Origin of the sequence: Pseudomonas azadiae (assembly GCF_019145355.1) — a bacterium.
GTDB classification, from domain to species: domain Bacteria; phylum Pseudomonadota; class Gammaproteobacteria; order Pseudomonadales; family Pseudomonadaceae; genus Aquipseudomonas; species Aquipseudomonas azadiae.
The window spans coordinates 1,636,089-1,659,673 of sequence record NZ_JAHSTY010000001.1; the positions used below are offsets into that span (position 1 = coordinate 1,636,089).

20 protein-coding genes and 2 tRNA genes are annotated in these 23,585 nt (G+C 60.8%); 11 read left to right on the forward strand and 11 right to left on the reverse strand.

From position 1 onward, the window contains the following. Positions 1 to 36: 36 nt before the first annotated feature. Genes KVG91_RS07355 through KVG91_RS07365 form a run of 3 tightly spaced genes read left to right on the forward strand, consistent with a single transcriptional unit; the run spans position 37 to position 3,660 of the window. A complete protein-coding gene (locus KVG91_RS07355) occupies positions 37 to 1,464 on the forward strand; it encodes a di-heme oxidoreductase family protein (RefSeq protein ID WP_169378079.1) in 1,428 nt (475 codons plus the stop codon). Positions 1,465 to 1,495: 31 nt separating this feature from the next. Further along, positions 1,496 to 2,560, forward strand: a complete 1,065-nt coding sequence (locus KVG91_RS07360) for an imelysin family protein (protein ID WP_169378080.1) — start codon at positions 1,496 to 1,498, stop codon at positions 2,558 to 2,560. A gap of 2 nt (positions 2,561 to 2,562) precedes the next feature. Next, a complete protein-coding gene (locus KVG91_RS07365; protein ID WP_169378087.1) occupies positions 2,563 to 3,660 on the forward strand; it encodes a DUF1513 domain-containing protein in 1,098 nt (365 codons plus the stop codon). 61 nt (positions 3,661 to 3,721) lie between these two features. Here KVG91_RS07365 and KVG91_RS07370 read toward each other — a convergent pair whose 3' ends face one another. The 10 genes from KVG91_RS07370 to KVG91_RS07415 form a co-directional block, all read right to left on the reverse strand. Further along, positions 3,722 to 3,949: a hypothetical protein gene (locus tag KVG91_RS07370; RefSeq protein WP_169378081.1), complete on the reverse strand. Its 228-nt coding sequence runs from the start codon at positions 3,947 to 3,949 to the stop codon at positions 3,722 to 3,724. After that, positions 3,946 to 4,665, reverse strand: coding sequence for a lipopolysaccharide kinase InaA family protein (locus KVG91_RS07375; RefSeq protein WP_169378083.1), 720 nt, complete (start codon positions 4,663 to 4,665; stop codon positions 3,946 to 3,948). Before KVG91_RS07375 ends, KVG91_RS07370 begins: the two co-directional genes overlap by 4 nt. Before the next feature lie 4 nt (positions 4,666 to 4,669). Then, positions 4,670 to 5,350, reverse strand: coding sequence for a class I SAM-dependent methyltransferase (locus tag KVG91_RS07380; protein ID WP_169378084.1), 681 nt, complete (start codon positions 5,348 to 5,350; stop codon positions 4,670 to 4,672). A gap of 190 nt (positions 5,351 to 5,540) precedes the next feature. Continuing rightward, complete coding sequence (locus KVG91_RS07385) at positions 5,541 to 6,821, reverse strand: sensor histidine kinase (RefSeq protein WP_169378086.1); 1,281 nt, start codon at positions 6,819 to 6,821, stop codon at positions 5,541 to 5,543. Further along, positions 6,811 to 7,494, reverse strand: a complete 684-nt coding sequence (gene colR, locus KVG91_RS07390; protein WP_026136965.1) for a two-component system response regulator ColR — start codon at positions 7,492 to 7,494, stop codon at positions 6,811 to 6,813. Before colR ends, KVG91_RS07385 begins: the two co-directional genes overlap by 11 nt. 422 nt (positions 7,495 to 7,916) lie before the next feature. Further along, positions 7,917 to 9,563, reverse strand: coding sequence for a chaperonin GroEL (gene groL, locus KVG91_RS07395; protein ID WP_169376878.1), 1,647 nt, complete (start codon positions 9,561 to 9,563; stop codon positions 7,917 to 7,919). 50 nt (positions 9,564 to 9,613) lie between these two features. After that, complete coding sequence (locus KVG91_RS07400) at positions 9,614 to 9,907, reverse strand: co-chaperone GroES (protein ID WP_057723898.1); 294 nt, start codon at positions 9,905 to 9,907, stop codon at positions 9,614 to 9,616. A 247-nt stretch (positions 9,908 to 10,154) separates the two neighbouring features. Beyond that, complete coding sequence (locus KVG91_RS07405; protein ID WP_169376879.1) at positions 10,155 to 10,631, reverse strand: FxsA family protein; 477 nt, start codon at positions 10,629 to 10,631, stop codon at positions 10,155 to 10,157. Positions 10,632 to 10,697: 66 nt separating this feature from the next. Further along, a complete protein-coding gene (locus tag KVG91_RS07410; RefSeq protein ID WP_169376880.1) occupies positions 10,698 to 11,429 on the reverse strand; it encodes a HugZ family pyridoxamine 5'-phosphate oxidase in 732 nt (243 codons plus the stop codon). Positions 11,430 to 11,535: 106 nt separating this feature from the next. Further along, positions 11,536 to 12,543, reverse strand: a complete 1,008-nt coding sequence (locus KVG91_RS07415) for a DUF481 domain-containing protein (RefSeq protein ID WP_169376881.1) — start codon at positions 12,541 to 12,543, stop codon at positions 11,536 to 11,538. A gap of 188 nt (positions 12,544 to 12,731) precedes the next feature. Between KVG91_RS07415 and KVG91_RS07420 the strand changes: the two genes are divergently transcribed. The 4 genes from KVG91_RS07420 to KVG91_RS07435 all read left to right on the forward strand — a co-directional run bounded on the left by KVG91_RS07420 (position 12,732) and on the right by KVG91_RS07435 (position 17,505). Beyond that, a complete protein-coding gene (locus KVG91_RS07420) occupies positions 12,732 to 13,046 on the forward strand; it encodes an MGMT family protein (protein ID WP_178115159.1) in 315 nt (104 codons plus the stop codon). 43 nt (positions 13,047 to 13,089) lie between these two features. Continuing rightward, on the forward strand, positions 13,090 to 14,622 hold the full coding sequence (locus KVG91_RS07425) for an AmpG family muropeptide MFS transporter (RefSeq protein ID WP_169376883.1): 1,533 nt from the start codon (positions 13,090 to 13,092) through the stop codon (positions 14,620 to 14,622). 193 nt (positions 14,623 to 14,815) lie between these two features. Beyond that, the gene (locus tag KVG91_RS07430) at positions 14,816 to 16,531 is read left to right on the forward strand and encodes a proline--tRNA ligase (protein WP_169376884.1); all 1,716 of its coding nucleotides are present in this window, start codon (positions 14,816 to 14,818) and stop codon (positions 16,529 to 16,531) included. A gap of 20 nt (positions 16,532 to 16,551) precedes the next feature. Further along, the gene (locus KVG91_RS07435; protein WP_169376885.1) at positions 16,552 to 17,505 is read left to right on the forward strand and encodes a hypothetical protein; all 954 of its coding nucleotides are present in this window, start codon (positions 16,552 to 16,554) and stop codon (positions 17,503 to 17,505) included. A gap of 132 nt (positions 17,506 to 17,637) precedes the next feature. Here the strand turns inward: KVG91_RS07435 and dinB are convergent, their stop codons facing one another. Beyond that, positions 17,638 to 18,696, reverse strand: a complete 1,059-nt coding sequence (gene dinB, locus KVG91_RS07440; RefSeq protein ID WP_169376886.1) for a DNA polymerase IV — start codon at positions 18,694 to 18,696, stop codon at positions 17,638 to 17,640. Positions 18,697 to 18,974: 278 nt separating this feature from the next. On the opposite strand from dinB, the gene KVG91_RS07445 reads away from it, so the two are divergent. From KVG91_RS07445 to KVG91_RS07460, 4 genes are all read left to right on the forward strand, one after another. After that, positions 18,975 to 19,051: transfer RNA gene (locus KVG91_RS07445), tRNA-Met, on the forward strand. Between the two features lie 205 nt (positions 19,052 to 19,256). Further along, positions 19,257 to 19,333: transfer RNA gene (locus KVG91_RS07450), tRNA-Met, on the forward strand. A gap of 279 nt (positions 19,334 to 19,612) precedes the next feature. Then, a complete protein-coding gene (gene mprF, locus KVG91_RS07455; RefSeq protein WP_169377128.1) occupies positions 19,613 to 22,255 on the forward strand; it encodes a bifunctional lysylphosphatidylglycerol flippase/synthetase MprF in 2,643 nt (880 codons plus the stop codon). Continuing rightward, entirely contained in the window at positions 22,255 to 23,541 is a 1,287-nt protein-coding gene (locus KVG91_RS07460; protein WP_169377127.1) for a virulence factor family protein, read from the forward strand. Before mprF ends, KVG91_RS07460 begins: the two co-directional genes overlap by 1 nt. Positions 23,542 to 23,585 lie beyond the last annotated feature (44 nt).

The window sequence follows — 23,585 nt, forward strand, 5'->3', positions numbered from 1 at the left end:
TGCGCCCTCATTTTGTGTCTTCGCTCGGGAAACTCGATGTTCCGTTCGCTTTTTCGCCTGTACGCAGCACTGCTGGCCTTGAGCCTGGCTGCCTGCGATGACGCGCCTCGCTTTACCCAGGCCGAGCCCGGTGAATCGCGAGCGGGCGGTGCTGCAACAGTGAACAAGCGCGACCAGAACGCGTTTTCCCTGCCTTCGGCCAACCTGTCGCCCACGCGTCGCCTGGATTTCAGCGTGGGCAACAGCTTCTTTCGCAGCCCCTGGGTGATCGCGCCATCCACCACCACGGCGCGCGATGGCCTGGGCCCGCTGTTCAATACCAACGCTTGCCAGAATTGCCATATAAAAGACGGTCGTGGTCATCCGCCGCTTGCCGACGCGCCGAATGCAGTGTCGATGCTGGTGCGCCTGTCCATTCCAGACGCGCCGCCTTACGTAAAACTCATCGAACAGATCGGTGTGGTCCCCGAGCCCGTTTACGGTGGGCAGCTGCAAGACATGGCGGTGCCCGGCGTCGCGCCCGAAGGCAAGGTGCGGGTCGACTACACACCGGTCAACGTCACGTTCAAGGACGGTACGGTCGTCGAATTGCGCAAGCCGGACCTGCAGATCACCCAGCTCGGCTACGGCCCGATGCACCCGGACACGCGCTTCTCGGCACGCATCGCCCCGCCAATGATCGGCCTGGGTTTGCTCGAAGCCATCAGCGACGCCGATATCCTGCGCAACACCGACCCGAAGACCGCCGTCAAGGGCGCCATCGTCGGCCGCGCCAACCAAGTGTGGGATGACGCCCAGCAGAAAACCGTGCTGGGGCGTTTCGGCTGGAAAGCCGGCCAGCCAAACCTCAATCAACAAAATGTTCACGCGTTTTCGGGTGATATGGGCCTCACCACATCCCTGAGGCCATTTGATGACTGCACCGACACCCAAGTCGCCTGCAAACAGGCGCCTAACGGCAATGGTCCGCAGGGCGAGCCGGAAGTCAGCGACAACATCCTGCGCCTGGTGCTGTTCTACACGCGCAACCTCGCCGTGCCGGTGCGCCGTGACGTTGACTCGCCGCAGGTGCTGGCCGGCAAGAACCTGTTCTACCAAGCGGGCTGCCAGGGCTGCCACAGACCCTCTTTCACCACGTCCGCCTCTGCCGCCGAACCTGAACTGGCCAACCAGGTGATCCGCCCCTACACCGACCTGCTGTTGCACGACATGGGCCCGGGCCTGGCCGACAACCGCACCGAATTCAAGGCCGGTGGCCGCGACTGGCGCACGCCGCCGTTGTGGGGCATCGGCCTGACGCAGACCGTCAGTGGCCACACCCAGTTCTTGCATGACGGCCGCGCCCGCAACCTGCTCGAAGCCGTGCTGTGGCATGGCGGTGAAGCACAGGCGGCGCAGCAGCATGTGCTGTCCTTCAATGCCGAGCAGCGCGCTGCGTTGCTGGCGTTCCTGAATTCTCTATAAGCTTTGCCCCACTTACAGAAGGGAGCTCGACATGTTCCGTCCCAAGTTGTTGTTCACCAGCCTTGCCGCCCTTGCCCTCGGTGCCTGCTCGCCCCAAGACCCGCAAGCGGTGACCTCGGCGGCCATCGCCAAGCAAGTGATCCTGCCGACCTACAGCCGTTGGGTCGAAGCCGACCGCCAACTGGCCGTCAGCGCCCTGGCCTATTGCCAGGGCAAGGAAAGCCTGGACACCGCCCGCGCCGACTTCCTGCATGCGCAAAAAGCCTGGGCCGAACTGCAACCGCTGTTGATCGGCCCGCTGGCTGAAGGCAACCGCGCGTGGCAGGTGCAGTTCTGGCCGGACAAGAAGAACCTGGTCGGCCGCCAGGTCGAGCAACTGGTTGCCAGCCAGCCACAGATCGATGGCGCGGCCCTGGCCAAGTCCAGCGTGGTGGTGCAAGGCCTGTCGGCCTACGAGTACATTCTCTACGACGCCAAGACCGACCTCGCCGACGACGCCCAGAAAGCCCGTTATTGCCCGCTGCTGGTGGCCATCGGTGACCGCCAGAAAGCCTTGGCCGAGGAGATACTGGCCAGCTGGAACAGCACCGACGGCATGCTGGCGCAGATGACCAAGTTTCCGAACCAGCGCTACGCCGATTCCCACGAAGCCATCGCCGATCTGCTGCGCGTCCAGGTGACCGCCCTGGACACCCTGAAGAAAAAGCTCGGCACGCCGATGGGTCGCCAGACCAAGGGCATTGCGCAGCCGTTCCAGGCCGACGCGTGGCGCAGCCAGTCATCACTGCAAAGTCTCGAGGCCAGCCTCGCCGCGGCCCAGACCGTGTGGGTCGGCGTCGACAACAAAGGCCTGCGTGGCCTGTTGCCGTCCGAGCAGAAGCCGTTGGCCGACAAGATCGACGCCGCCTATGCTGCGTCCCTGAAACTGTTCGCCAGCAACCAGCGCACCCTCAATGAACTGCTGGCCGACGACGCCGGACGCCAGCAGCTCAACGACCTCTACGACAGCCTCAACGTTGTCCACCGCCTGCACGAAGGCGAGCTGGCCAAGGCGCTGGGCATCCAACTGGGCTTTAACGCCAACGACGGTGACTGATGATGCTCAGGCGACAGGTTTTGGCCGTTGGCAGCGTGCTGCTCAGCGCGCTCACCTTGGGTGGCTGGACGCTGTTCAAAGGCAAGTCCACAGGCCCGCTGTTGCTGTCGGCGCGCGATGATGCCGACGGCAAGCACTACGCGGTGGGGTATCGCCTGGACGGCAAGCAGGTGTTTGCCACTCAGGTTGGCCAGCGCTGCCACGACATCATCAACCACCCGACGCTGCCGATAGCGCTGTTTGTGGCCCGTCGCCCGGGCACCGAGAGTTACCTGGTCGACCTGCGCAATGGCGCGCTGCTGCAAACCATCACCTCCAACGCCAATCGCCACTTTTACGGCCACGCGGTTATCCACAAGAGCGGCGACTGGCTGTACGCCACCGAAAACGACACCTCCGACCCCGGCCGTGGCCTGCTCGGCGTATACAAGTTCGAAGGCGAGCGGCTGGTGCACAGCGGCGAAATCTCCACCCACGGTATCGGCCCGCATCAGGTGTCGTGGATGCCCGATGGCGAAACCCTGGTGGTGGCCAACGGCGGCATACGTACCGAAGCCGAAAGCCGCGTGGAAATGAACCTCGACGCCATGGAACCGAGCCTGGTGTTGATGCACCGCGATGGCAGCCTGATCAGCAAGGAAACCCTGGGCCAGCAGATGAACAGCGTGCGCCATATGGGGATCGCCAGCGATGGCACCATCCTCACCGGGCAACAGTTCATGGGGCCGTCACAGGAGCGCTCCGAGTTGCTGGCGATCAAGCGGCCGGGCCAGGCTTTCGCGGCCTTCCCGGTGGCCGATGAACAATTGCAGGCCATGGGGCACTACACCGCCAGCGTCGCGGTGCACAGCGAACTGCGCCTGGTGGCGTTGACCGCGCCAAGGGGCAACCGCTTCTTCATCTGGGACATGGACAGCGGCGCGCTACGCCTGGATGCGCCCTTACCCGACTGCGCCGGCGTGGGTGCAGTGGACGATGGGTTTGTGGTGACATCGGGCCAGGGCCGTTGCCGCTTCTACGATTGCCGCCAGAAACAGCTGGTAGCCAAACCGCTGGAGTTGCCGGCAGGGCTCTGGGATAACCATCTGCACCTGGTCTGAACCCCGCGCAGAAAAAAAGGGCCTCGCATCGCAAGGCCCTTTCCTGGGGGTTTGAATCGTTTCAACTCTGCGGCCTCATGCCTTGGGACATGCCGAACATGAACAGCAACAGGTCATGATCAGGCTTGACCGCCACACTTGCCTTGGCAACGCGCGGCAGCGGGCATTGCTCGCCACTGCGCGTTGCACTGAGCACCTGTGTGCGAGGCTGTTCCCACGCCGCCAGCGCCAAGGCTGCAACGCCCAGCGCCCCGACCAGAAACAAACCTCGTGCCATTTCTAGCTTCATCTGCTTAAACCCTTGATAGCGCTGCCAAACGCCGTCTCGTAAAAGTAGCTGAGTTTTTTCCAGTCGGTATCGCTCCACGACGAATGGCGGCGCAATTGCAGCATGTCATGGGAGGCTGCCCGATAAGCGGTCAGACGCTGGCGGCATTTCTCGAAATCCAGCAGCGCGACTTGAACGTTGGCCGAGTCACCTTCGCCCGTCACCCGTACGAAAATATGCTTGATGTACAGGCAGCCATGCTGCCAGCGGCCTTTGTGCATGCGCGCCAGAGTGCCGGCCAATTCCTTGAGCACACGCTCATGAACCCCCTCACCGTAGCGCTCACGGCCACCGGCGGCGTACCAGTTTTCAATTTCATCGAAACCGTCGAGGGCCGCCGTCACCAGCAGTGCCTGCCAGCGGTGCTCCGGGTCGCGGCGCGCTTCGCAAAACACCATCTCCGGGACACGCACTTCCAACAGGCGCAGGCCTTTGATGGCGTCCCGCTCGCGCAGCACGGTGGGACGGCCCAAAGGGTGCAGCCAACTGCGGTAGATATGCCCGGTCTGGCGCTTGCTGTAGAGCAAGCGTCCATTGGCGCTCATCACGCGCTGCACACCGCTTTCACCACCGCGGCGGCGGTTGGGCTCTTCAACCCACTCGCCTTGCTGGCGCCAGAAATAATCGAATCTCTCTTCGGGAGCTACGTGACTGCCTGCTACGCACTCAACTGCCATCCTGTTACCTCTTGCGTAATACGTACACCCGCCACATGGCGTACAACGGTATGAAGTCCAGGGACTCCTGAACACGAAAACCGGCTTCCTCGAATTCCGCTTCGACAGTAGCAGCCGGTAACACAAATCTGTTTTGGTAACCTTCCTGCTCACCTTTCTTGCGACGCTGCCCTTCGAGACGCTTGCGTTTCCAGGCCTTGAAATTGCCGTCAACCCACAGCGATATGATCACGCTGTCCCGGGTGACACGCTGAAACTCCCGCAATAGCGCCAGCCGGTGCGCCGGGTCACCAATATGGTGCAATAGGCGCATACAAAAAATGCTGTCGACCGAGTTGTCCGGCAGCTCGATATCAAACGCAGATGTCTGCAAGGGTCGTACCCGTTTCACCACGTCGGCGGGCTGGGCGACCGTCGCCACCTTCAACATGGATGCAGAGTTATCGGCACCGATAATCACACGGTTGGGTTTTTCGGCCAGAAGCGGCCAGAAACGCCCGGCTCCGCACGGCAAGTCCAGCACCAGGCCGGGCTCGCCCGCCATCGCCAGCGCACCACGGGCCAATTGCTCGTCGCGCTTGTGGGATAACCGGCGAGCCAGCTTGTCCTGATGCTTGAGCAAATATTCGTGAGCGTGCTCGTCGTCGTACTTGTCGGAAAATTCGAGTTTGATCGGGGCAGACATCTTGCAGACCTCCAGTTGCTGATGCCTACAACCTTAGGCAGCAATCTGTGATCAACAGGTCAACCCTTTGTGAAAAACTCGTCCTGTCCAATCCCCATACATTTCAAGACTTTACAGAGATAAGCAATAGCATGGGGCCATATTCGCCGAATTGCGGGGACCTCTGGCAGGATAGCGGCAGAGGGCCGCGTCAGGCGTTGGCCTGGCTCAATTGCACATGGAAGCGACAACCATTGGGTTCCATGGTGCTGAGGCTCACGCTCCAAGCCTGGTTTTCGCAGATACGCTGGACCAGCGACAGACCCAGGCCCAGGCCGTCACCGCGTTTCTCGTTGCCGCGCACGAATGGCTCGAACATCGCTTCGCGTTTGTCCTCGGGAATGCCCACACCGGAGTCTTCCACCACAAATCCACTCGGCTCCAGGGTGAGCCGAATGAAGCCGTGCTCGGTGTAATGCAGGGCATTGCGCAGCAGGTTGCCCATGACGGCGTGCAGGAAGGTGGCGTTATAACGGGTATCCAATGGGTCGCCCGGCTGGTAGATCAACTCCAGGCCCTTGCGCTCGATGGGTTCACGCCAGATACCGAGCAGGTCATCGGCCACCTGCTCCAGGGTAACTTGGGGCGACATGGTGCCGTCGTCATGCTCGGCGCGAGCCAGCATCAGGAAGGTCTGCACCAGTTCGCGCATTTCTTCACAGGCACGGGCGATACGCTCGACCTGGTTACGCCCACGCTGATCGATCGCCGGGTTTTCCAGCAACAGCTCGCAGGAGCTGGCCAGCACCATCAAGGGCGTACGCAACTCGTGGCTGACGTCGCTGGTAAACAACTGCTCACGGGACAGTGCCTGGCGCAGGCGCCCCAATGTGGCGTCGAACGCCACGGCCAGCTCTCCCACTTCATCTGCTGCGTAGTCCGGCGCCAACGGCGGTGCCAGGCCCAGCAATTGGTCACGGTGACGTACCTGGCGGGCCAGGCGCACGACCGGCGCCATCACTTTGCGCGCCAGCACCCAGCCGAGGAACACTGCCAGCGCCAGGCTGAGCACGAAGCCCACCATGACCACCGCAAACAGTACACGCTCACGCTCTTCGAAATCACTCTGGTCCTGCAACAGCACGTAGCGTCGGCCGTCGACCACTTCGACCATGGCATGGTACGACAGCGATTCGCGGAACACTTCATGGAAGCCAGGCTCCAGGTGGCGCAGGTCCTTGGGCAGCTCAAAGTCGCCAGGCCCACCGCTGAAATAGAACAGCTGGTCCGGCTCGGGCCGGTGCCGCCAGTCCTCGACCGTGTCCATCAGCAGCAGGCGTTGCAGGTCTCCGCCCAACCCTGCCGAAATCAGCTTCTCTTCGACCAGGTGCACGGTCGCGACGATGCCCATGGCGAAGGCCCCCGCCACCAATGCGCTCATCAACGCAAAGGCAATGATGATCCGCTGGGCAAGGCTTTGCTTAAACTCCATCTCGACCCTCGGCCAGGCGATAACCGACGCCGTGCACCGTTTGCAGCAACGGCTTGGCGAACGGTTTATCGATCACTTGGCGCAGTTGGTGAACATGGCTGCGGAGACTGTCGCTGTCCGGGCAGTCGTCGCCCCACAACGCTTCTTCAAGAATCTCGCGGCGCAGTACATGCGGGCTCTTCTGCATCAGCACCGCCAACAGCTTCAGGCCGACCGGGTTGAGCTTGAGCAGGCGGCCTTCGCGGGTCACTTCCAGGGTATCGAGGTCGTAGCTCAGGTCGGCGACTTGCAGGGCGCGACGTCCGCCACCCTGGGCACGGCGCAGCACGGCTTCGATGCGCGCGGCCAGCTCCGACAGGGCAAACGGCTTGAGCAGGTAATCATCGGCGCCGGACTTGAAGCCCTGCAGCCGGTCATCCAGTTGGTCACGGGCAGTCAGCATGATCACTGGCGTGTCGCGCCGCGCATCTTCGCGCAGCCGTTTGCACAGGGTGTAGCCATCAATGCCGGGGAGCATGATGTCGAGCACGATCAAGTCGTAATGCTCGGTGGCAGCCAGGTGCAAGCCCGACAAACCGTCCTGCGCACAGTCCACGGTATAACCCTTCAACCCCAGGTAATCGGCCAGGTTGGCCAGAATATCGCGGTTGTCTTCAACCAATAAAATTCGCATGGGCAGTGTCTCCGTACGCGGTAACGGCCGTGATGGCTCGCGCAGCTTAAGGCCAAGCGGGGTTAAGGGATAGACCCGGGAAGGCTATCGATATAGGTTTTCAACCGATATTTCAATTGAACGAGATTTTCACTATACCTTCACAGACTGACCACGGTGAGGCATAGAAAATCGTCGCTTATTGCCCATTGATACGCCACTCACGAATCCATGTAGTGAGCGGGCTTGCCCCGCGCTGGGCGTGAAGCGGCCCCAATAGAGACACCTTCGACCTTCAGGTAGAACCGAGCCGCCTGGTTTGGGGCGGCTTCGCCACCCAGCGCGGGGCAAGCCCGCTCACTACACCAGTCTTATTCGTTCCATTAAAAAGCCCCGCCTGCATCACTGCAGGCGGGGCTTTTCGGTACGGGGGTAAAGCTGGCTTACATCATGCCGCCCATGCCACCCATGCCGCCCATGTCTGGCATACCGCCGCCAGAACCACCGTCTTTCTTCGGTGCTTCAGCGATCGCCGCTTCCGTGGTCAGGATCAGACCACCGATGGAGGATGCCGCTTGCAGCGCCGAACGAGTCACCTTGGTAGGGTCCAGGATGCCCATTTCGATCATGTCGCCGTATTCGCCAGTCGCAGCGTTGTAACCGTAGTTGCCCTGGCCGCTCTTGACCTGATTAACCACAACGCTTGGCTCGTCACCGGAGTTGGCAGCGATCTGACGCAGCGGTGCTTCAACAGCACGACGCAGTACAGCGATACCGACGTTCTGGTCAGCGTTGTCGCCGGTCAGGTTGGTCAAGGCTTCCAGAGCACGGATCAGCGCAACGCCACCGCCAGGTACCACGCCTTCTTCGACGGCTGCACGGGTTGCGTGCAGGGCGTCTTCAACGCGGGCCTTCTTCTCTTTCATTTCAACTTCGGAACCAGCACCCACCTTGATCACTGCAACGCCGCCGGACAGCTTGGCCAGACGCTCTTGCAGTTTTTCACGGTCGTAGTCCGAGGAAGTTTCAGCAACCTGGGCACGGATCTGGGCGATACGCGATTCGATGTCGCCTTCAACGCCAGCACCGTCAACGATGATGGTGTTTTCCTTGGAGATGGTCACGCGCTTGGCGCTACCCAGGTTTTCCAGGGTGGCGCTTTCCAGGCTCAGGCCGATCTCTTCGGAGATAACGGTACCGCCGGTCAATACGGCGATGTCCTGCAGCATGGCCTTGCGACGATCGCCGAAGCCTGGCGCCTTGACGGCTGCGACTTTAACGATGCCACGCATGTTGTTCACAACCAGGGTCGCCAGGGCTTCGCCTTCAACGTCTTCGGAAACGATCAGCAGTGGGCGGCCGGCTTTGGCAACGGCTTCCAGTACTGGCAGCATTTCGCGGATGTTGGAGATCTTTTTGTCGACCAGCAGGATCAGCGGGCTGTCCAGCTCGGCAACCATGGTGTCCGGCTTGTTGACGAAGTACGGGGACAGGTAGCCACGGTCGAACTGCATGCCTTCTACAACCGACAGTTCGTTTTCCAGGCCCGAGCCTTCTTCAACGGTGATCACGCCTTCCTTGCCGACTTTTTCCATGGCTTCGGCAATGATGTCGCCGATGGAGCTGTCGGAGTTGGCGGAGATGGTGCCTACCTGAGCGATCGCCTTAGTGTCAGCGCAAGGCTTGGACAGGTTTTTCAGCTCGGCCACGATGGCGATGGTCGCCTTGTCGATACCGCGCTTGAGGTCCATCGGGTTCATGCCGGCAGCGACGGCTTTGTAGCCTTCGTTGACGATGGCCTGGGCCAGAACGGTGGCGGTGGTGGTGCCGTCGCCTGCGTCATCGTTGGCACGGGAGGCAACGTCTTTGACCAGCTGCGCGCCCATGTTCTCGAAACGGTCTTCCAGTTCGATTTCTTTTGCTACCGAAACGCCGTCCTTGGTGATGGTCGGAGCGCCGAAGCTTTTCTCGATGATCACGTTACGGCCTTTAGGGCCCAAGGTCGCTTTTACTGCGTCAGCCAGGATGTTGACACCGGTGAGCATTTTCTTGCGGGCGGAATCGCCGAATTTAACTTCTTTAGCAGCCATGATCGATATTCCTTAAATACTTTGTAGTAACGGGAAAATGAGCGGGGAAATCAGTCTTCCAGAACGGCGAGAATTTCGTTCTCGCTCATTACCAGCAGGTCTTCGCCGTCGACTTTCACAGTGTTGCTGCCGGAGTAAGGGCCGAAAACAACCTTGTCACCCACTTTCACGGCCAGCGCACGTACTTCACCGTTTTCCAGGGCCTTGCCCGGACCCGCAGCCAGAATCACACCGTGGTTGGCTTTTTCAGCAGCCGAACCTGGCAGGACGATGCCGCCAGCGGTTTTCTTTTCTTCTTCACTGCGACGGATAACGACGCGGTCATGCAGAGGACGAAGCTTCATTGTCGATCTCTCCTAATTGTGTTTTTCATCGGCCGGTATCAATTCCGGCGGGTTAAATTCCGGCGGTGCCGGTCGCGGCTCGCAGGGCGAGACGCGGAAGTCTGTCTAGTGTCACCACCAGAAACCTTGCGGTGACCCTTACATAAGGGCGCCCGCGCTTATTACAAGGGGCTGCGGATGAAAATTTTTGTGTCTGCCGCTGGCTAAATGCAGCACGGCACCCGAAGGTGCCGTGCAGGTGAAGCGATTATTTGTTGTCGCGATGTTCGAATTCGCCTTCGATCACATCCCCTTCTCGTCCCAACGGCTGGCGCGGGGCCGGACCGCCACGGGGTTGCAGGTCATCGGCGAAGGCACGCTGGCGGATCGCGGCCTCTTCAGCACGCTTGCGCATCTTGCCGGCCAGCAGCTTGCGGGTGACCGGCAGCAACATCACAAGGCCGAGCACATCACTGATAAAGCCCGGCAGGATCAACAGGCCGCCGGCCAGGGCCATCATCAGGCCTTCAAGCATGGTCTGCGCGGGCAGCTCGCCACGGTTCAGGCTTTCGCGGGCACGCAGTGCCGTGGCCAGGCCGGCGACGCGCAGCACCAGGACGCCCAGCATCGAGCCGAGGATGATCAACAGCAGGGCGGGGAAAAACCCGATCGCGCTGCTGACTTGAACGAATACGAACAGCTCCAACACCGGGAACAGCAGAAAGAGCAATAAAAAAGGGCGCATCAAATGGTTCCTCAACGCAAGAATGCCTTGCCAGTCCACCTTAGATGACGTCGCCATTTCGTGAATTCAAGCGTCAACGGCTTCTTTTTTCGGCCAAACCTCGGCTTGAGCCAATGAAACCAAGGCTTCGCGTACCTGTGTCGGGGTGTTGCAAGATTCTGCAAACGGCAGCCAATGCAAGGACTGACCAATGCGCAGGTGCATGCCTTCGCTGTCGATACCGGCCAATTGCGCAGGCTGCGAAGCAGGCAGGCCGGCCAACTCGACGTAATGGGCCAGGGCCTTGGCGTGATCGCTGTTCATGTGCTCGACCATGCTGCGCTCGGCCTTGCCCGCGAACGGGTTGGCCAGGGTCAACTGGTCGACCCAGTGGATCGCGCCAAAGCCGCCGATATAACGGTGGCGCACCGGCTTGAGCACCCAGAAATCGAAGTCGTGGGCCTTATGGTAGTTGGCCGAATCAGGGAAGTAGCGGTAATAACGCTCGGCCGCCGCCTCGATGGCAACGCCCTCCTCGAGTTTTTCAGCTTGCGCCAGGTAGGTCAGGCGCCCGACTGCCTGTACGTCATCCGCCCCCCGCTCGCCCACCAGCAACGAGCACTTCGGGTCTTTTTGCAGATTATGGGTGTGCTGGGCGATACGGCTGATCAGGATCAACGGATGGCCCTGCGCGTCGAGGCAGTACGGCACGACCGACCCGAACGGGAAGCCAGGCATGGCTTTGGACTGTGTGGAAAGAGCCCCACGGTATTCCTTGAGCAACAGCTCTCGGGCGTTCTTGGCAACCTGTGCGCTCAACGTTTGACTCCTCGGGTATGCAGCCGCCCATGGCCTATGGGAATGGATCTCAACGCAAGGTAATCAATAACCGCAAAGGTTGCCAAGCAGGTTTTGTTCGTCGGTATTACCAGGCCACGCCAAATCCTGCGGTGTAGCGCGTCTTGCTCAGGCTGCTGTCGGAGTCGCCGCTGATAACGTCGCGCTCGGCCTTGAGGTTGAGGGAGGCCCACTCGGTGACTTTGTAGCGCAGGCCCATTTCCGCATCCAGCGAATACGACGACGGCCCGCCGATGGGCTTGCCGACTTCGCCGTCGGTGAAGAATTCGACGGTCTTGCCGATCAGGTAGCGGTTGTAGCTCCACTTCATGGCCAGGGAATAGAAATTGTCCTTGCCGCCATCGGCGTATTCGTAATCGGTGCGGTTGAGCAACGAGCCGAGGGAGAACGCGCCCAGCTCATCGTCCCAGAACTGATAGCCAGGACCCGTACCGACCGTGCGTTGACGGGCCAGGTCTTCAACCTTGTCACGCTTGTAGGCCAAACGTCCCTGCCAGAACCAATGCTCGGTCAGGAAGCGGTCCAGGTCGTACTCCAGGGCCCAGTTATCGGTAGTGGTGACATCGTCCTGGAATTCACGGTTGTATTCGCCCTGCCCGGTATGGCGCCATTGGCCATGACGCGCAGTGGTCTTGAAATCAACATCGTAATCATTGGTGTCTTTGTCGGCACGCTTGTAGTCCAGCGCCATGTCCACATTACCCTTCCACACCAGGTCTTCGATCACAGGCTTGGGCTTGATGATCTGCTGGATGCTGGCCAGCTCGACGGTCTTGGGTGCTTCGCCATTGGCCAGCACCACTTTGCCGTCGTCCGCCGCTTTCAGCGATTTAGCCTTCTCGCCTGTATAAGCGTCCTGTTTGACCAGCAGCTCCTGGTCGCTTTCCAGGGTTTTCACCTGCTTCCAGTCCACGGGAATGGCGCCCGCATAATCGGTCTGGATCAGCAGCTTGCCGCCGTCGAAGACTTTGATCTTACCGGTCAGGCGGTCACCGTTCTTCAACCAGACGGTATCGGCCAGCAAGGGCGTGGAGGCGCTGAAAACAGCGAGGCATAGCAGGGTTCTGGACAACATAAGCGGATTCGAGGCTCGAAGTTGGCGAAAAAGAGGGCATTATCGCGTTAGCTACGACTGACTCAAGGATTTATATTCAGTTCAATCGCCGCCCCCATGTTTACAGACGTTTCTTACAATAAGACAGACGATCTCAACGGATACCCACAGTGAATCAACCCGCCGAGCCCCCGCAAAGCCCCGCCGAAATGCGCCGCACCGCGCTTTACCTGACCTTGGCGCAAGTGCCCGAAGGCTGCGTGGTGAGCTACGGCGAGCTGGCTCAACTGGCCGGCCTCGGTCGTGCGGCACGCTGGGTGGGCCGTACCTTGAGCCAACTGCCCGACGACACCAAATTACCCTGGCACCGCGTGCTGGGTGCCGGTGGTCGGATAAGTCTGCCGGTGGGCAGTGTCTCGGGTGACGAGCAACGCGCGCGTTTGCGCGATGAAGGCGTCACAGTCCGCAACAATCGCGTGGATATTCAGCGCCATGGCTGGCGCCCGGTAGAGCACAGCGGTTAGAGTGCGCGCTTTGTTTCCGTGAATCTGAGGCAGACTCCAGCCCATGCCCCGTAAAACCTGGCGCGCCGCGCTCGCCGCCTATGCCAGCCCCTCGACGTTAGTGCTGTTGTTGCTCGGCTTTGCCGCCGGCTTGCCTTACATGTTGGTGTTCTCGACGCTCTCAGTGTGGTTGCGTGAAGCCGGTGTGGCCCGCGAGACCATCGGCTATGCGAGCCTGATCGGTCTGGCCTATGCCTTTAAATGGGTCTGGTCGCCGCTGCTCGACCAATGGCGCCTGCCGCTGCTCGGCAAACTCGGACGCCGCCGCTCCTGGCTGGTGCTGGCCCAGTCGCTGGTGATCCTCGGATTGATCGGCATGGGCTTTTGCGACCCACAGAAACACTTGTCCTGGTTGATCGCTATCGCGGTGGTCGTCGCCTTCGCGTCCGCCACCCAGGACATCGCGGTCGACGCCTACCGCCTGGAAATCGCTGACGACAGCCGCCAGGCTGCCCTCGCCGCCAGCTATATGTCCGGTTACCGGATCGCCGCCCTGCTGGCCACCGCGGGCGCACTGTTTTTTGCCGAAGGTTTCGGTTCCACGGGCTTCAATTATAAGCACTCGGCCTGGGCCGGCACCTACGTGCTGTTTGGCGTGCTGATGATCCCGGCGCTGCTGACGACCCTGTTCATGCGCGAACCCAATGTGCCGCTGCGCACCCAACTGCAGGCCGGACGCTACAGCTTCGTGCACCAGCTCGTCTCGGTGTTTGTGCTGATCGTGCTGCTGGTGTCGGTACCGGCGATGTTTACCCAGTTGTACAACACCGATTTCGCCAGCGTGGTGTTTCAGGGCGTCAGCCTGTGGGACTTGCTGATGGATGACCGGGCGTTCCTGCGTGCCATCCTTTATATAACCCTCACCGCGCTGTGCCTCTCGGCCATGGGCCGCCGAGGCCTGGCGCCGGTGCTCACACCGGTCAACGACTTTATCCTGCGCTACCGCTGGCAGGCGTTGCTGCTGCTGGGGCTGATCGCCACCTATCGCATGTCCGACACGGTGATGGGCGTAATGGCCAACGTGTTCTACATCGACCAGGGCTTTACCAAGGACCAGATCGCGGGGGTCAGCAAGATCTTCGGCCTGATCATGACCCTGCTCGGCGCCGGCATGGGCGGCCTGTTGATTGTGCGGTTCGGCATCCTGCCGATCCTGTTCATTGGCGGGGTGTTTTCCGCCGGTACCAACCTGCTGTTCGTGGCGCTGGCCGACATGGGCCCCGACTTGCAGATGCTGATTTTCACGATTTCCCTGGATAACTTCAGCTCCGGCATGGCGACCTCTGCCTTCGTTGCCTACTTGTCGAGCCTGACCAACCTCAAGTTCTCCGCCACCCAATACGCCCTGCTCAGCTCGATCATGCTGTTGCTGCCGCGCCTGATCGGCGGGTATTCGGGGGTGATGGTGGAGAAATTCGGGTATCACAATTTCTTCCTGATCACCTGCATGCTGGGCGTGCCGACGCTGCTGCTGATTGCGTTGCACTGGTATCAGGAGAACCGGCGGATTCGGTTGAATCCACCCGAGGAAGACTGACCCGACTCGGTTCTGTGGGAGCTGGCTTGCCTGCGATGAAATCGACTCGGTGCGACAGATGCACCGCGCCGTCCGCATCGCAGGCAAGCCAGCTCCCACAGAAAGCCCTGCACTTCTGACGCCTGTACTCCGACAGCAACCGCCCGTACAATCCCAAGTCATTTCAAGTCCAAGCAACCGACAACGGCCTACCATGCGTACCAGTCAATATTTGCTCGCCACACAGAAAGAAACGCCTTCCGACGCGGTCGTGATCAGCCATCAGCTGATGCTGCGCGCCGGCATGATCCGCAAGCTCGCTTCCGGCCTGTACACCTGGCTGCCCATGGGCTTGAAGGTGATGCGCAAGGTCGAGGCCATCGTTCGTGAAGAAATGAACGCCGCCGGCTCTCTGGAAGTGTTGATGCCGAGCACTCAACCGGCTGAGCTGTGGCAGGAATCCGGGCGCTGGGAAGAGTACGGCCCCGAGTTGCTGCGCTTCAAGGACCGTCACGGCCGCGATTTCTGCGCCGGCCCGACCCACGAAGAAGTGATCACCGACCTGATGCGCAACGAGCTGAGCAGCTACAAGCAGCTGCCGCTGAACCTGTATCAGATCCAGACCAAATTCCGTGATGAGATCCGCCCACGCTTCGGTTTGATGCGTGGCCGCGAATTCATCATGAAGGATGCCTATTCGTTCCACCCTGACCAGGCATCGCTGCAGGTCACCTATGACCGCATGCACCAGGCCTACTGTAATGTGTTCACGCGCCTGGGCCTGAAATTCCGCCCGGTTGAAGCGGACAACGGTTCCATCGGCGGTGCCGGCTCCCACGAATTCCACGTATTGGCCGAGTCCGGCGAAGACGACATCGTGTTCAGCAACGGTTCCGACTACGCGGCGAACATCGAAAAAGCCGAAGCCGTGCCACGGGAAACTTCGCGCCCGGCCCCGGCTGAAGAACTGCGCCTGGTGGATACACCGGACACCAAGACCATCGCGGCCCTGGTGGAGAAATTCAATCTGCCGATTGAAAAGACCATCAAGACCCTGATCGTGCGCGCCGAAGAAGAAGGCAAGCTGATTGCACTGGTGATCCGTGGCGACCACGAACTCAACGAAATCAAAGCCGCCCAGCAGCCTGGCGTGGCCAACCCGCTGGTGATGGCCACCGATGCCGAACTGCGCGACGCCATTGGCGCCGGCGCCGGCTCGCTCGGCCCGCTGAACCTGCCGCTGCCGATCATCATCGACCGTTCGGTCGAGCTGATGAGCGACTTCGCTATCGGCGCGAACATCGACGACAAGCACTACTTCGGCGTGAACTGGGAGCGCGACCTGCCGGTGCCGACCGTGGCCGACCTGCGTAACGTGGTCGCCGGCGACCCAAGCCCGGACGGCAAGGGCACGCTGGAAATCAAGCGCGGCATCGAAGTCGGGCACATCTTCCAGCTGGGCAACAAGTACAGCAAGGCGATGAAGTGCGAAGTGCTGGGCGAGAACGGCAAGCCTATCACCCTGGAAATGGGCTGCTATGGCATCGGCGTGTCCCGCGTGGTGGCCGCTGCGATCGAGCAGAACAACGACGAAAAAGGCATCATCTGGAGTGACGCGCTGGCGCCGTTCCAGGTCGCGCTGGTACCGCTGCGCTATGAAACCGAGCAAGTGCGCGAAGCCACCGACACACTTTATGCCCAACTGACGGCGGCGGGTTTTGACGTGTTGCTCGATGACCGGGACAAGAAAACCAGCCCGGGCATCAAGTTCGCCGACATGGAACTGATTGGCATCCCGCACCGGATCGTGGTCAGTGACCGCGGCCTGGCCGATGGCAATCTGGAATACAAGAGCCGGACCGAAGCCGAAGCTCAACCGTTGCCGGTGGCTGACGTGCTGTCTTTCCTTCAGGCGCGTATTCGTCGCTGAAAACCAGATCAAGAGAAGTCATGTTCAAGCGAAACACCAGAGCCCTGGGGGGCGCCGCCTTGTGCGGCGCCCTGCTGGTCAGCGGCTGCGCCAACCAGATGTCGCAACGCAGTGAGCACGAGGAGCGGGTCGAGCGTAAGTTGCTCGACCACAGCCTGCAGATCGATGTAGGCGAACCCAAAGTGCTGGAGCTGCCGCAACGCCGGGTTCGCATTCATGAGCAGAAGACCTTCGAAGTCACCGAATTCGAAGTCACCCGTCGCTACGACCGCTACACGCCCTACCAACCCTGGCGCAAGCTCTACGAGATGCCGCTGGGGGCCGTGGCGTTGGTGGCGGGCGCCGGTGCCAACGTGGCGAATATCTTCGCCCTCGGCAACCTGCCCACCAGCATGACCCACGATTGGCTGATTTACGGCGTGGACGGCCTCAATCCGTTCATGAACGTGCAGTCACACGGCCGTGCGCAGCAGAACCTGGCGGGTATCGATGAAGTCCAGCGCGACAAGCGTGTGGAGTATTCGAGCCTGCCGTGGAGCGAACGGCCGGTACAGGTCACCGCTGGCAAGCAGGTGCATGAGCTGACCACCGACCGCAACGGCGTGCTGCGCCTGAACCTGTTGGACAGCCCCTTTGCCGAGCAGGACCTGAACCGCGTCACCACCTTGAAGATCAGTGTGCAAGATGGCCAGGACGACGTGCATTCGGACTCGACCCTGGCGGTGAGCAACACCTTGCGTGGCAAGTTGCTCGAAGCCCATGGTTTGATCTACGACGACCTGGAAGACGACGAAGTCAGCCAGTGGGTGCACCGGGTCAAGCGCCTGTCGGAGCTGGGCCTGGAAGAGGAAGCCAGCGAACTGGAACAAAGCCTGATCGAACTGACGCGCAATGATCCGGAGTTGCAGCAGGAATTTCTGCAGGCACTGACCAAGGATGCGGGACGGCTCGTCGCGGATCCAGGCGCGCGCTGATATTTTGAAACTGCTGCACATTCAAATGTGGGAGCTGGCTTGCCTGCGATAGCGATGCATCAGTTAAAGCAGCAGTGACTGACACTCCGCTATCGCAGGCAAGCCAGCTCCCACATTTTCTGGGTCCGGTTTCTACCAGGAAAATTCGAGTTGTTCGTTGCCGCCACTCAGGTCCAGCAACCGCACCCCGATCCCCAGCAACCGCACCGGCTTGCCGCCTCGGTTAAATGCCTGGGTCATCAACTGTTGATAACTCTCCAGATCCCGCCCCGCTCCGGCTTGTTCCAGGGTCGTCTGGGTAAAGTCGTGAAACTTCACTTTGACGAACGGTTTTCCTGCCCGATAACTGCTGTCGATACGCGACATGCGCCCGGCCAGGGTGTCCATCAGCTCAGGGAGCTTGGCCAGGCAGCTTGAGAGATCTGGCAAGTCCACATCGTAGGTGTTTTCCACGCTGATCGATTGCCGGCGACTGTCGTTCTGCACCACACGATCATCTATGCCACGGGCCAGGCTCCAGAGTCGCTCGCCAAAACTGCCGAATTCGCGCACCAGCGCCAGCTTGTTCCACTCGCGCAGCTGCAGGCAGTCTTCGATGCCCAAGCGCGCCAGTTTGTCAGCGGTCACCTTGCCGACACCGTGCAACTTGCTGACCCGCAACTGCGAGACGAAATCTTCGATTTGGTCGGGGGTAATCACGAACAACCCGTTGGGCTTTTTCCAGTCGCTGGCGATCTTGGCCAGGAACTTGTTCGGCGCCACACCCGCGGACACCGTGATGTGCAGTTGGTTGGAGACGCGGCGGCGGATGTCCTGGGCGATCCGCGTGGCACTGCCGCCAAAGTGCGGGCTGTCGGATACGTCCAGGTAGGCTTCATCCAGCGATAAAGGCTCGATCAGGTCGGTGTAATCACGAAAGATCGTCTGGATTTCCTTCGACGCTTCTTTATAAGCCTCCATGCGCGGCTTGACGATGGTCAGGTCCGGGCACAGCTTCAAGGCGTGACGGGATGACATGGCCGAGCGCACGCCGTAGGCACGCGCCTCGTAGTTGCAGGTGGCGATCACCCCGCGTCGGTCCGCCGAGCCGCCGACCGCCAACGGTTTTTGCGCCAGGCTCGGGTCATCGCGCATCTCGATGGCGGCGTAGAAGCAATCACAATCTACGTGGATGATTTTGCGCTGCGTCATATAAACGGGGTGTGAACCTACGGGTGGCCAGTATCGCATCCGCACCTGTATATAGCACCAGTAGTTTGAATCTTCCGCTTGAGCGGTAGGAAAAGTCCCTGATGAATTTATTTTCTCAATCGAATTTGGCGTTCCGATAGAGCTGAAACCCTCGGCCATACTGGGCCGGCGGGCATCAAGCAGCCTTTATGGAGAGCTAACCGATTGAAGCGCAAGCGCTTTTCTTTAATTCGCGGGTTGACACACTCGCGTTCCTCTGTAGAATGCCGACACACAGACGCGGGATGGAGCAGTCTGGTAGCTCGTCGGGCTCATAACCCGAAGGTCGTCGGTTCAAATCCGGCTCCCGCAACCAAACATCAAAAAAGGCTACTCGAAAGAGTGGCCTTTTTTGTGCCTGCCTGTTTTTTGTATGCATGGCTATTGTCGAACAAAAATCTTTGCCTGCCGCGCACTTACCGCGCATAGCGGTCATTAAACGGTTAATTCACACTTATTTGACCGATACATCCATTAACAGTTGACACCTCGGCGCTGGACTGTAGAATGCCGCCCACAGACGCGGGATGGAGCAGTCTGGTAGCTCGTCGGGCTCATAACCCGAAGGTCGTCGGTTCAAATCCGGCTCCCGCAACCAAACATCAAGAAAGGCTACTCGAAAGAGTGGCCTTTTTTGTATCCGGTGAAAAAGTTCTTCTGAAACAATGGTATGGCATCTTTCATGAAACCCTGCGGGTTTTGTTGAGTCCATCTCCATGCGAGCTATGCTCACTGTTTCAGCGCTTCCCCCTACGACCAATGGCCGCTGTCGCCGCCCCCGGCGATACGCGTTAATATTTGTAATTATTTTGTCCATAGGGATTGGTAACTTGGCTGGATACCTCCATCCTGTCGCGCACAATCCACGAGGTGATTGATGCGCGCCAACTCGTCTGAACCACAAGACACTGTCACAGCAGAACAACCGATCACACCTACTCGTTTGCGATGGCTGGATCTGGTGAGCAAGTACCGGCAACCCATCGGACTGGCCGTGACGTTGCTGCTGTTTGCCATTGCCCTGATCGCCTGCCGACACCTGCTGTTGGAACTGGATCTTTACGCGCTCCACGATTCGATCCTGGAAGTACCCAAGCCGGCCCTGCTCGGTGCCGTTGCCGCAGCGGTCGCCGGTTTCGTCATTCTCTTGGGATACGAGTTTTCCGGTGCGCGCTACGCGGGGGTAAAACTGCCCGCCAAAACCCTGGCACTGGGCGGCTTTACCGCATTCGCCATCGGCAATGCGATCGGCTTGTCGATGCTTTCCGGCGGCTCGGTGCGCTACCGTCTATATGCACGCCATGGCATCGGCGCCTCGGAAGTCGCGCACATGACGGTGTTCGCCAGCCTGGCCCTGGGCTGCGCATTGCCGCCTCTCGCGGCATTGGCCACATTGAGCAATTTGCCGGCCGCGTCCACTTACCTGCATTTGCCACAAAGCGTGCTGGGTGGCGTTGCCGGCGCCGTCCTGCTGCTGTCGGCGGTACTGTGCATCGGCATTTACCGCCGCCGCCTGCCGGAACAACCTTACCCCGACAACCTGCTGGTAAAAGCCGGACGCCGCACCCTGCGCCTGCCCGGCCGTCGCCTGACCTTTCTGCAGTTGGTCATCACCGCGCTGGACGTGGCGGCTGCCGCCACCGTGCTTTATCTGCTGCTGCCGGAAGCGCCGCCGTTCGGCCCCTTCCTGCTGGTGTACCTGCTGGCCCTGGCCGCCGGTGTGCTCAGCCATGTCCCCGGCGGTGTGGGTGTATTCGAAGCGATCCTGCTGGCAGCCTTCGCCGACAAACTGGGCGCCGCGCCATTGGCCGCCGCCCTGCTGCTGTACCGCATGATCTATGTGGTGCTGCCGCTGTTGATTGCCTGCGTGTTCCTGCTGGTCAACGAAGCGCAGCGTCTGTTCCAGACCCAGCAAAGTCTGCGGGTTGCCTCGGGGCTGGCGGCGCCAGTACTGGCCGTACTGGTTTTTTTGTCCGGCGTGGTCCTGCTGTTCTCTGGCGCCACGCCCGAAATCGACTCCCGCCTGGAAAACATCGGCTTTCTGATTCCCCACCGCCTGATTGATGCGTCGCACTTTGGCGCCAGCCTGATCGGCGTACTGTGCCTGTTGCTGGCCCAGGGTTTGCGTCGACGCTTGTCGGCCGCCTGGATGCTGACCATGGTGTTGCTGCTGGCAGGCGCCCTGCTCTCGCTGCTCAAGGGTTTCGACTGGGAAGAAGCCAGCCTGATGACCATGACAGCGATCCTGCTGGCGATCTTCCGACGCTCGTTCTACCGCGCCAGCCGCCTCACCGAACTGCCCTTCTCGCCGCTGTACCTGGTGGCCAGCGTCTGCGTGCTGGGCGCTTCGATCTGGCTGCTGCTGTTCGCCTACCAGGATGTGCCTTATAGCCACCAGCTGTGGTGGCAGTTCACCCTGGACGCCAATGCCCCACGCGGCCTGCGCTCGCTGCTGGGCGCCGCCGTGCTGCTGGTGATCGTGTCGCTGACCTGGCTGCTGCGCACCGCGCGTCCGGTGATCCACTTGCCGACACCCGATGAGCTGGAGCGCGCCAGCAAGATTCTGATGGCCTCCTCCCAGCCCGACGGCGGCCTCGCGCTGACCGGCGATAAGGCGCTGCTGTTTCACCCCAATGATGAAGCTTTCCTCATGTACGCCCGCCGCGGGCGCAGCCTGGTAGCCTTGTACGACCCGATCGGCCCGACCCAGCCACGGGCCGAGATGATCTGGCAGTTCCGCGACCTGTGCGACATTCACCACGCGCGCCCGGTGTTCTACCAGGTGCGCGCGGAAAACCTGCCGTACTACATGGACATCGGCCTCACCGCGATCAAGCTGGGCGAAGAAGCCCGCGTCGACCTGAAACGCTTTGACCTGGAAGCCAAGGGCAAAGAGATGAAGGACCTGCGCTACACCTGGAACCGTGGCACCCGCGATGGCCTGTCGCTGGAAATCCATGAGCCGGGCACGGCGCCGATGGACGAACTCAAGGTGATTTCCGATGCCTGGCTGACGGGCAAGAATGTGCGGGAAAAAGGCTTTTCCCTCGGGCGCTTCAACAACGACTACCTCAAGCACTTTCGCATTGCGATCATCCGCTTCGAAGGACGCCCGGTGGCCTTCGCCAACTTGCTCGAGACCTACAACCACGACCTGGCCAGCCTCGACCTGATGCGCGCCCATCCGGATGCGCCCAAGCTGACCATGGAATTCATGATGGTCGGCCTGATTCAACACTATAAGAGTCACGGCTACGCCCGCTTCAGCCTCGGCATGGTGCCGTTGTCGGGCCTGCAACCGCGACGCGGCGCCCCGTTGACCCAGCGGCTGGGCTCGATGGTGTTCCGCCGTGGCGAGCAACTGTATAACTTTCAAGGTTTGCGCCGCTTCAAAGACAAGTTCCAGCCCGACTGGGAACCCCGTTACATGGCCGTGCCCGCGGGACTTGATCCGCTGGTGGCACTGGCCGATACCGCCGCCCTGATCGCGGGCGGCTTGACTGGATTGGTGAAACGCTGATGATTCGACGTTCCTGGCGGTATGTATTGGCCCTGATAGTGCTGCTCGCCCTGATCGCGGGTGGCGGCTTCTGGTACTGGAACCGCCCTGCCCCGCAGCCGGCCCTGGAGCAACTGCCCCAGGCCGACGGCTCGGTCATGACCCGCGTGACCCCGAACGGCACGCCCAGAGCCCGCGTGGCCGTGGCCGTGATGGCCGATGAGCGCCTGACCGACAGCCAACTGATAGCCTTGAGCCTGGGCGGCAAGGCACAGATCGTCCAGGTGATCCTGCCCAAGGATGATTGCAAGCTGCAGGAACAGGCGCTGCAAAGCGCACTGGACCAATTGAAAGGCCCGGCGACCCTGGTCAGCGGCATCGGTCCTGGCGCGGCGCTCGCCTGGCGCTGGCTTGCCAGCCAGAATGACGACAAGGCCAATGCCATCTCCGTCGGCTTCGCGTTGGTGCAGGAAGGCTGCAAGCACCCCCTGCCGAAAACCGCAGCACACGGCAATTGGCTGGTGGCCTGGAACGACAACCCTGACGATGAGAGCGCCAGTTTCGTACGCGACACACCACGCGCCACCACCAGCATCAGCGACTACGACATTCATTACCCGCAGGTGCTGAACAACGAGCTGCGCAAGCAACTGGTGGGTTCGGACAACGGCGGCCTGGCGATTCCGGTGGTTGAAGTACCGGCCGGCCAAGCCAATGACACCGTCACCCTGTTCCTTTCAGGTGACGGCGGCTGGCGTGATCTGGACCGCGACGTAGCCGCAGAGATGGCCAAGATCGGCTACCCGGTGGTGGGCATCGACACCCTGCGCTACTACTGGCAGCACAAGACCCCGGAACAAAGCGCCAAGGACCTGACCGAGCTGATGCAGCACTACCGGCAGAAATGGGGCACCAAGCGCTTCGTGCTGACCGGTTACTCGTTCGGTGCCGATGTATTGCCAGCCATCTATAACCGCATGCCGGCAAACGAGCAGCAACGCGTGGATGCAATCATCCTGCTGGCGTTCGCGCGCACCGGCAGCTTTGAAATCGAAGTGGAAGGCTGGCTGGGTAACGCCGGCAAAGAAGCCGCCACGGGCCCGGAGATGGCCAAGCTGCCGGCTGACAAAGTGGTGTGTATCTACGGCGCCGAAGAAGTCGACGAGAGCGGCTGCACGGACAAGACGGCGGTGGGTGAAGCCTTGAAGCTGCCGGGTGGCCATCACTTCGACGAGAACTACCCGGCGCTGGCCAAGCGCTTGGTGGATATCATCGTGAAGCATCAAGCCAAGGATAAAGCTGAATAGTCCAGGTTACATGCAAGACCCCATGTGGGAGCGGGCTTGCTCGC

What these genes read in the sequence shown, in the direction of transcription:
- KVG91_RS07355 (WP_169378079.1), top strand. Translation starts at nt 37, where the DNA reads ATGTTCCGTTCGCTTTTTCGCCTGTACGCAGCACTGCTGGCCTTGAGC.
- KVG91_RS07360 (WP_169378080.1), top strand. Translation starts at nt 1,496, where the DNA reads ATGTTCCGTCCCAAGTTGTTGTTCACCAGCCTTGCCGCCCTTGCCCTC.
- KVG91_RS07365 (WP_169378087.1), top strand. Translation starts at nt 2,563, where the DNA reads ATGCTCAGGCGACAGGTTTTGGCCGTTGGCAGCGTGCTGCTCAGCGCG.
- KVG91_RS07370 (WP_169378081.1), bottom strand. Translation starts at nt 3,949, where the DNA reads ATGAAGCTAGAAATGGCACGAGGTTTGTTTCTGGTCGGGGCGCTGGGC.
- KVG91_RS07375 (WP_169378083.1), bottom strand. Translation starts at nt 4,665, where the DNA reads ATGGCAGTTGAGTGCGTAGCAGGCAGTCACGTAGCTCCCGAAGAGAGA.
- KVG91_RS07380 (WP_169378084.1), bottom strand. Translation starts at nt 5,350, where the DNA reads ATGTCTGCCCCGATCAAACTCGAATTTTCCGACAAGTACGACGACGAG.
- KVG91_RS07385 (WP_169378086.1), bottom strand. Translation starts at nt 6,821, where the DNA reads ATGGAGTTTAAGCAAAGCCTTGCCCAGCGGATCATCATTGCCTTTGCG.
- colR (WP_026136965.1), bottom strand. Translation starts at nt 7,494, where the DNA reads ATGCGAATTTTATTGGTTGAAGACAACCGCGATATTCTGGCCAACCTG.
- groL (WP_169376878.1), bottom strand. Translation starts at nt 9,563, where the DNA reads ATGGCTGCTAAAGAAGTTAAATTCGGCGATTCCGCCCGCAAGAAAATG.
- KVG91_RS07400 (WP_057723898.1), bottom strand. Translation starts at nt 9,907, where the DNA reads ATGAAGCTTCGTCCTCTGCATGACCGCGTCGTTATCCGTCGCAGTGAA.
- KVG91_RS07405 (WP_169376879.1), bottom strand. Translation starts at nt 10,631, where the DNA reads ATGCGCCCTTTTTTATTGCTCTTTCTGCTGTTCCCGGTGTTGGAGCTG.
- KVG91_RS07415 (WP_169376881.1), bottom strand. Translation starts at nt 12,543, where the DNA reads ATGTTGTCCAGAACCCTGCTATGCCTCGCTGTTTTCAGCGCCTCCACG.
- KVG91_RS07420 (WP_178115159.1), top strand. Translation starts at nt 12,732, where the DNA reads ATGCGCCGCACCGCGCTTTACCTGACCTTGGCGCAAGTGCCCGAAGGC.
- KVG91_RS07425 (WP_169376883.1), top strand. Translation starts at nt 13,090, where the DNA reads ATGCCCCGTAAAACCTGGCGCGCCGCGCTCGCCGCCTATGCCAGCCCC.
- KVG91_RS07430 (WP_169376884.1), top strand. Translation starts at nt 14,816, where the DNA reads ATGCGTACCAGTCAATATTTGCTCGCCACACAGAAAGAAACGCCTTCC.
- KVG91_RS07435 (WP_169376885.1), top strand. Translation starts at nt 16,552, where the DNA reads ATGTTCAAGCGAAACACCAGAGCCCTGGGGGGCGCCGCCTTGTGCGGC.
- dinB (WP_169376886.1), bottom strand. Translation starts at nt 18,696, where the DNA reads ATGACGCAGCGCAAAATCATCCACGTAGATTGTGATTGCTTCTACGCC.
- mprF (WP_169377128.1), top strand. Translation starts at nt 19,613, where the DNA reads ATGCGCGCCAACTCGTCTGAACCACAAGACACTGTCACAGCAGAACAA.
- KVG91_RS07460 (WP_169377127.1), top strand. Translation starts at nt 22,255, where the DNA reads ATGATTCGACGTTCCTGGCGGTATGTATTGGCCCTGATAGTGCTGCTC.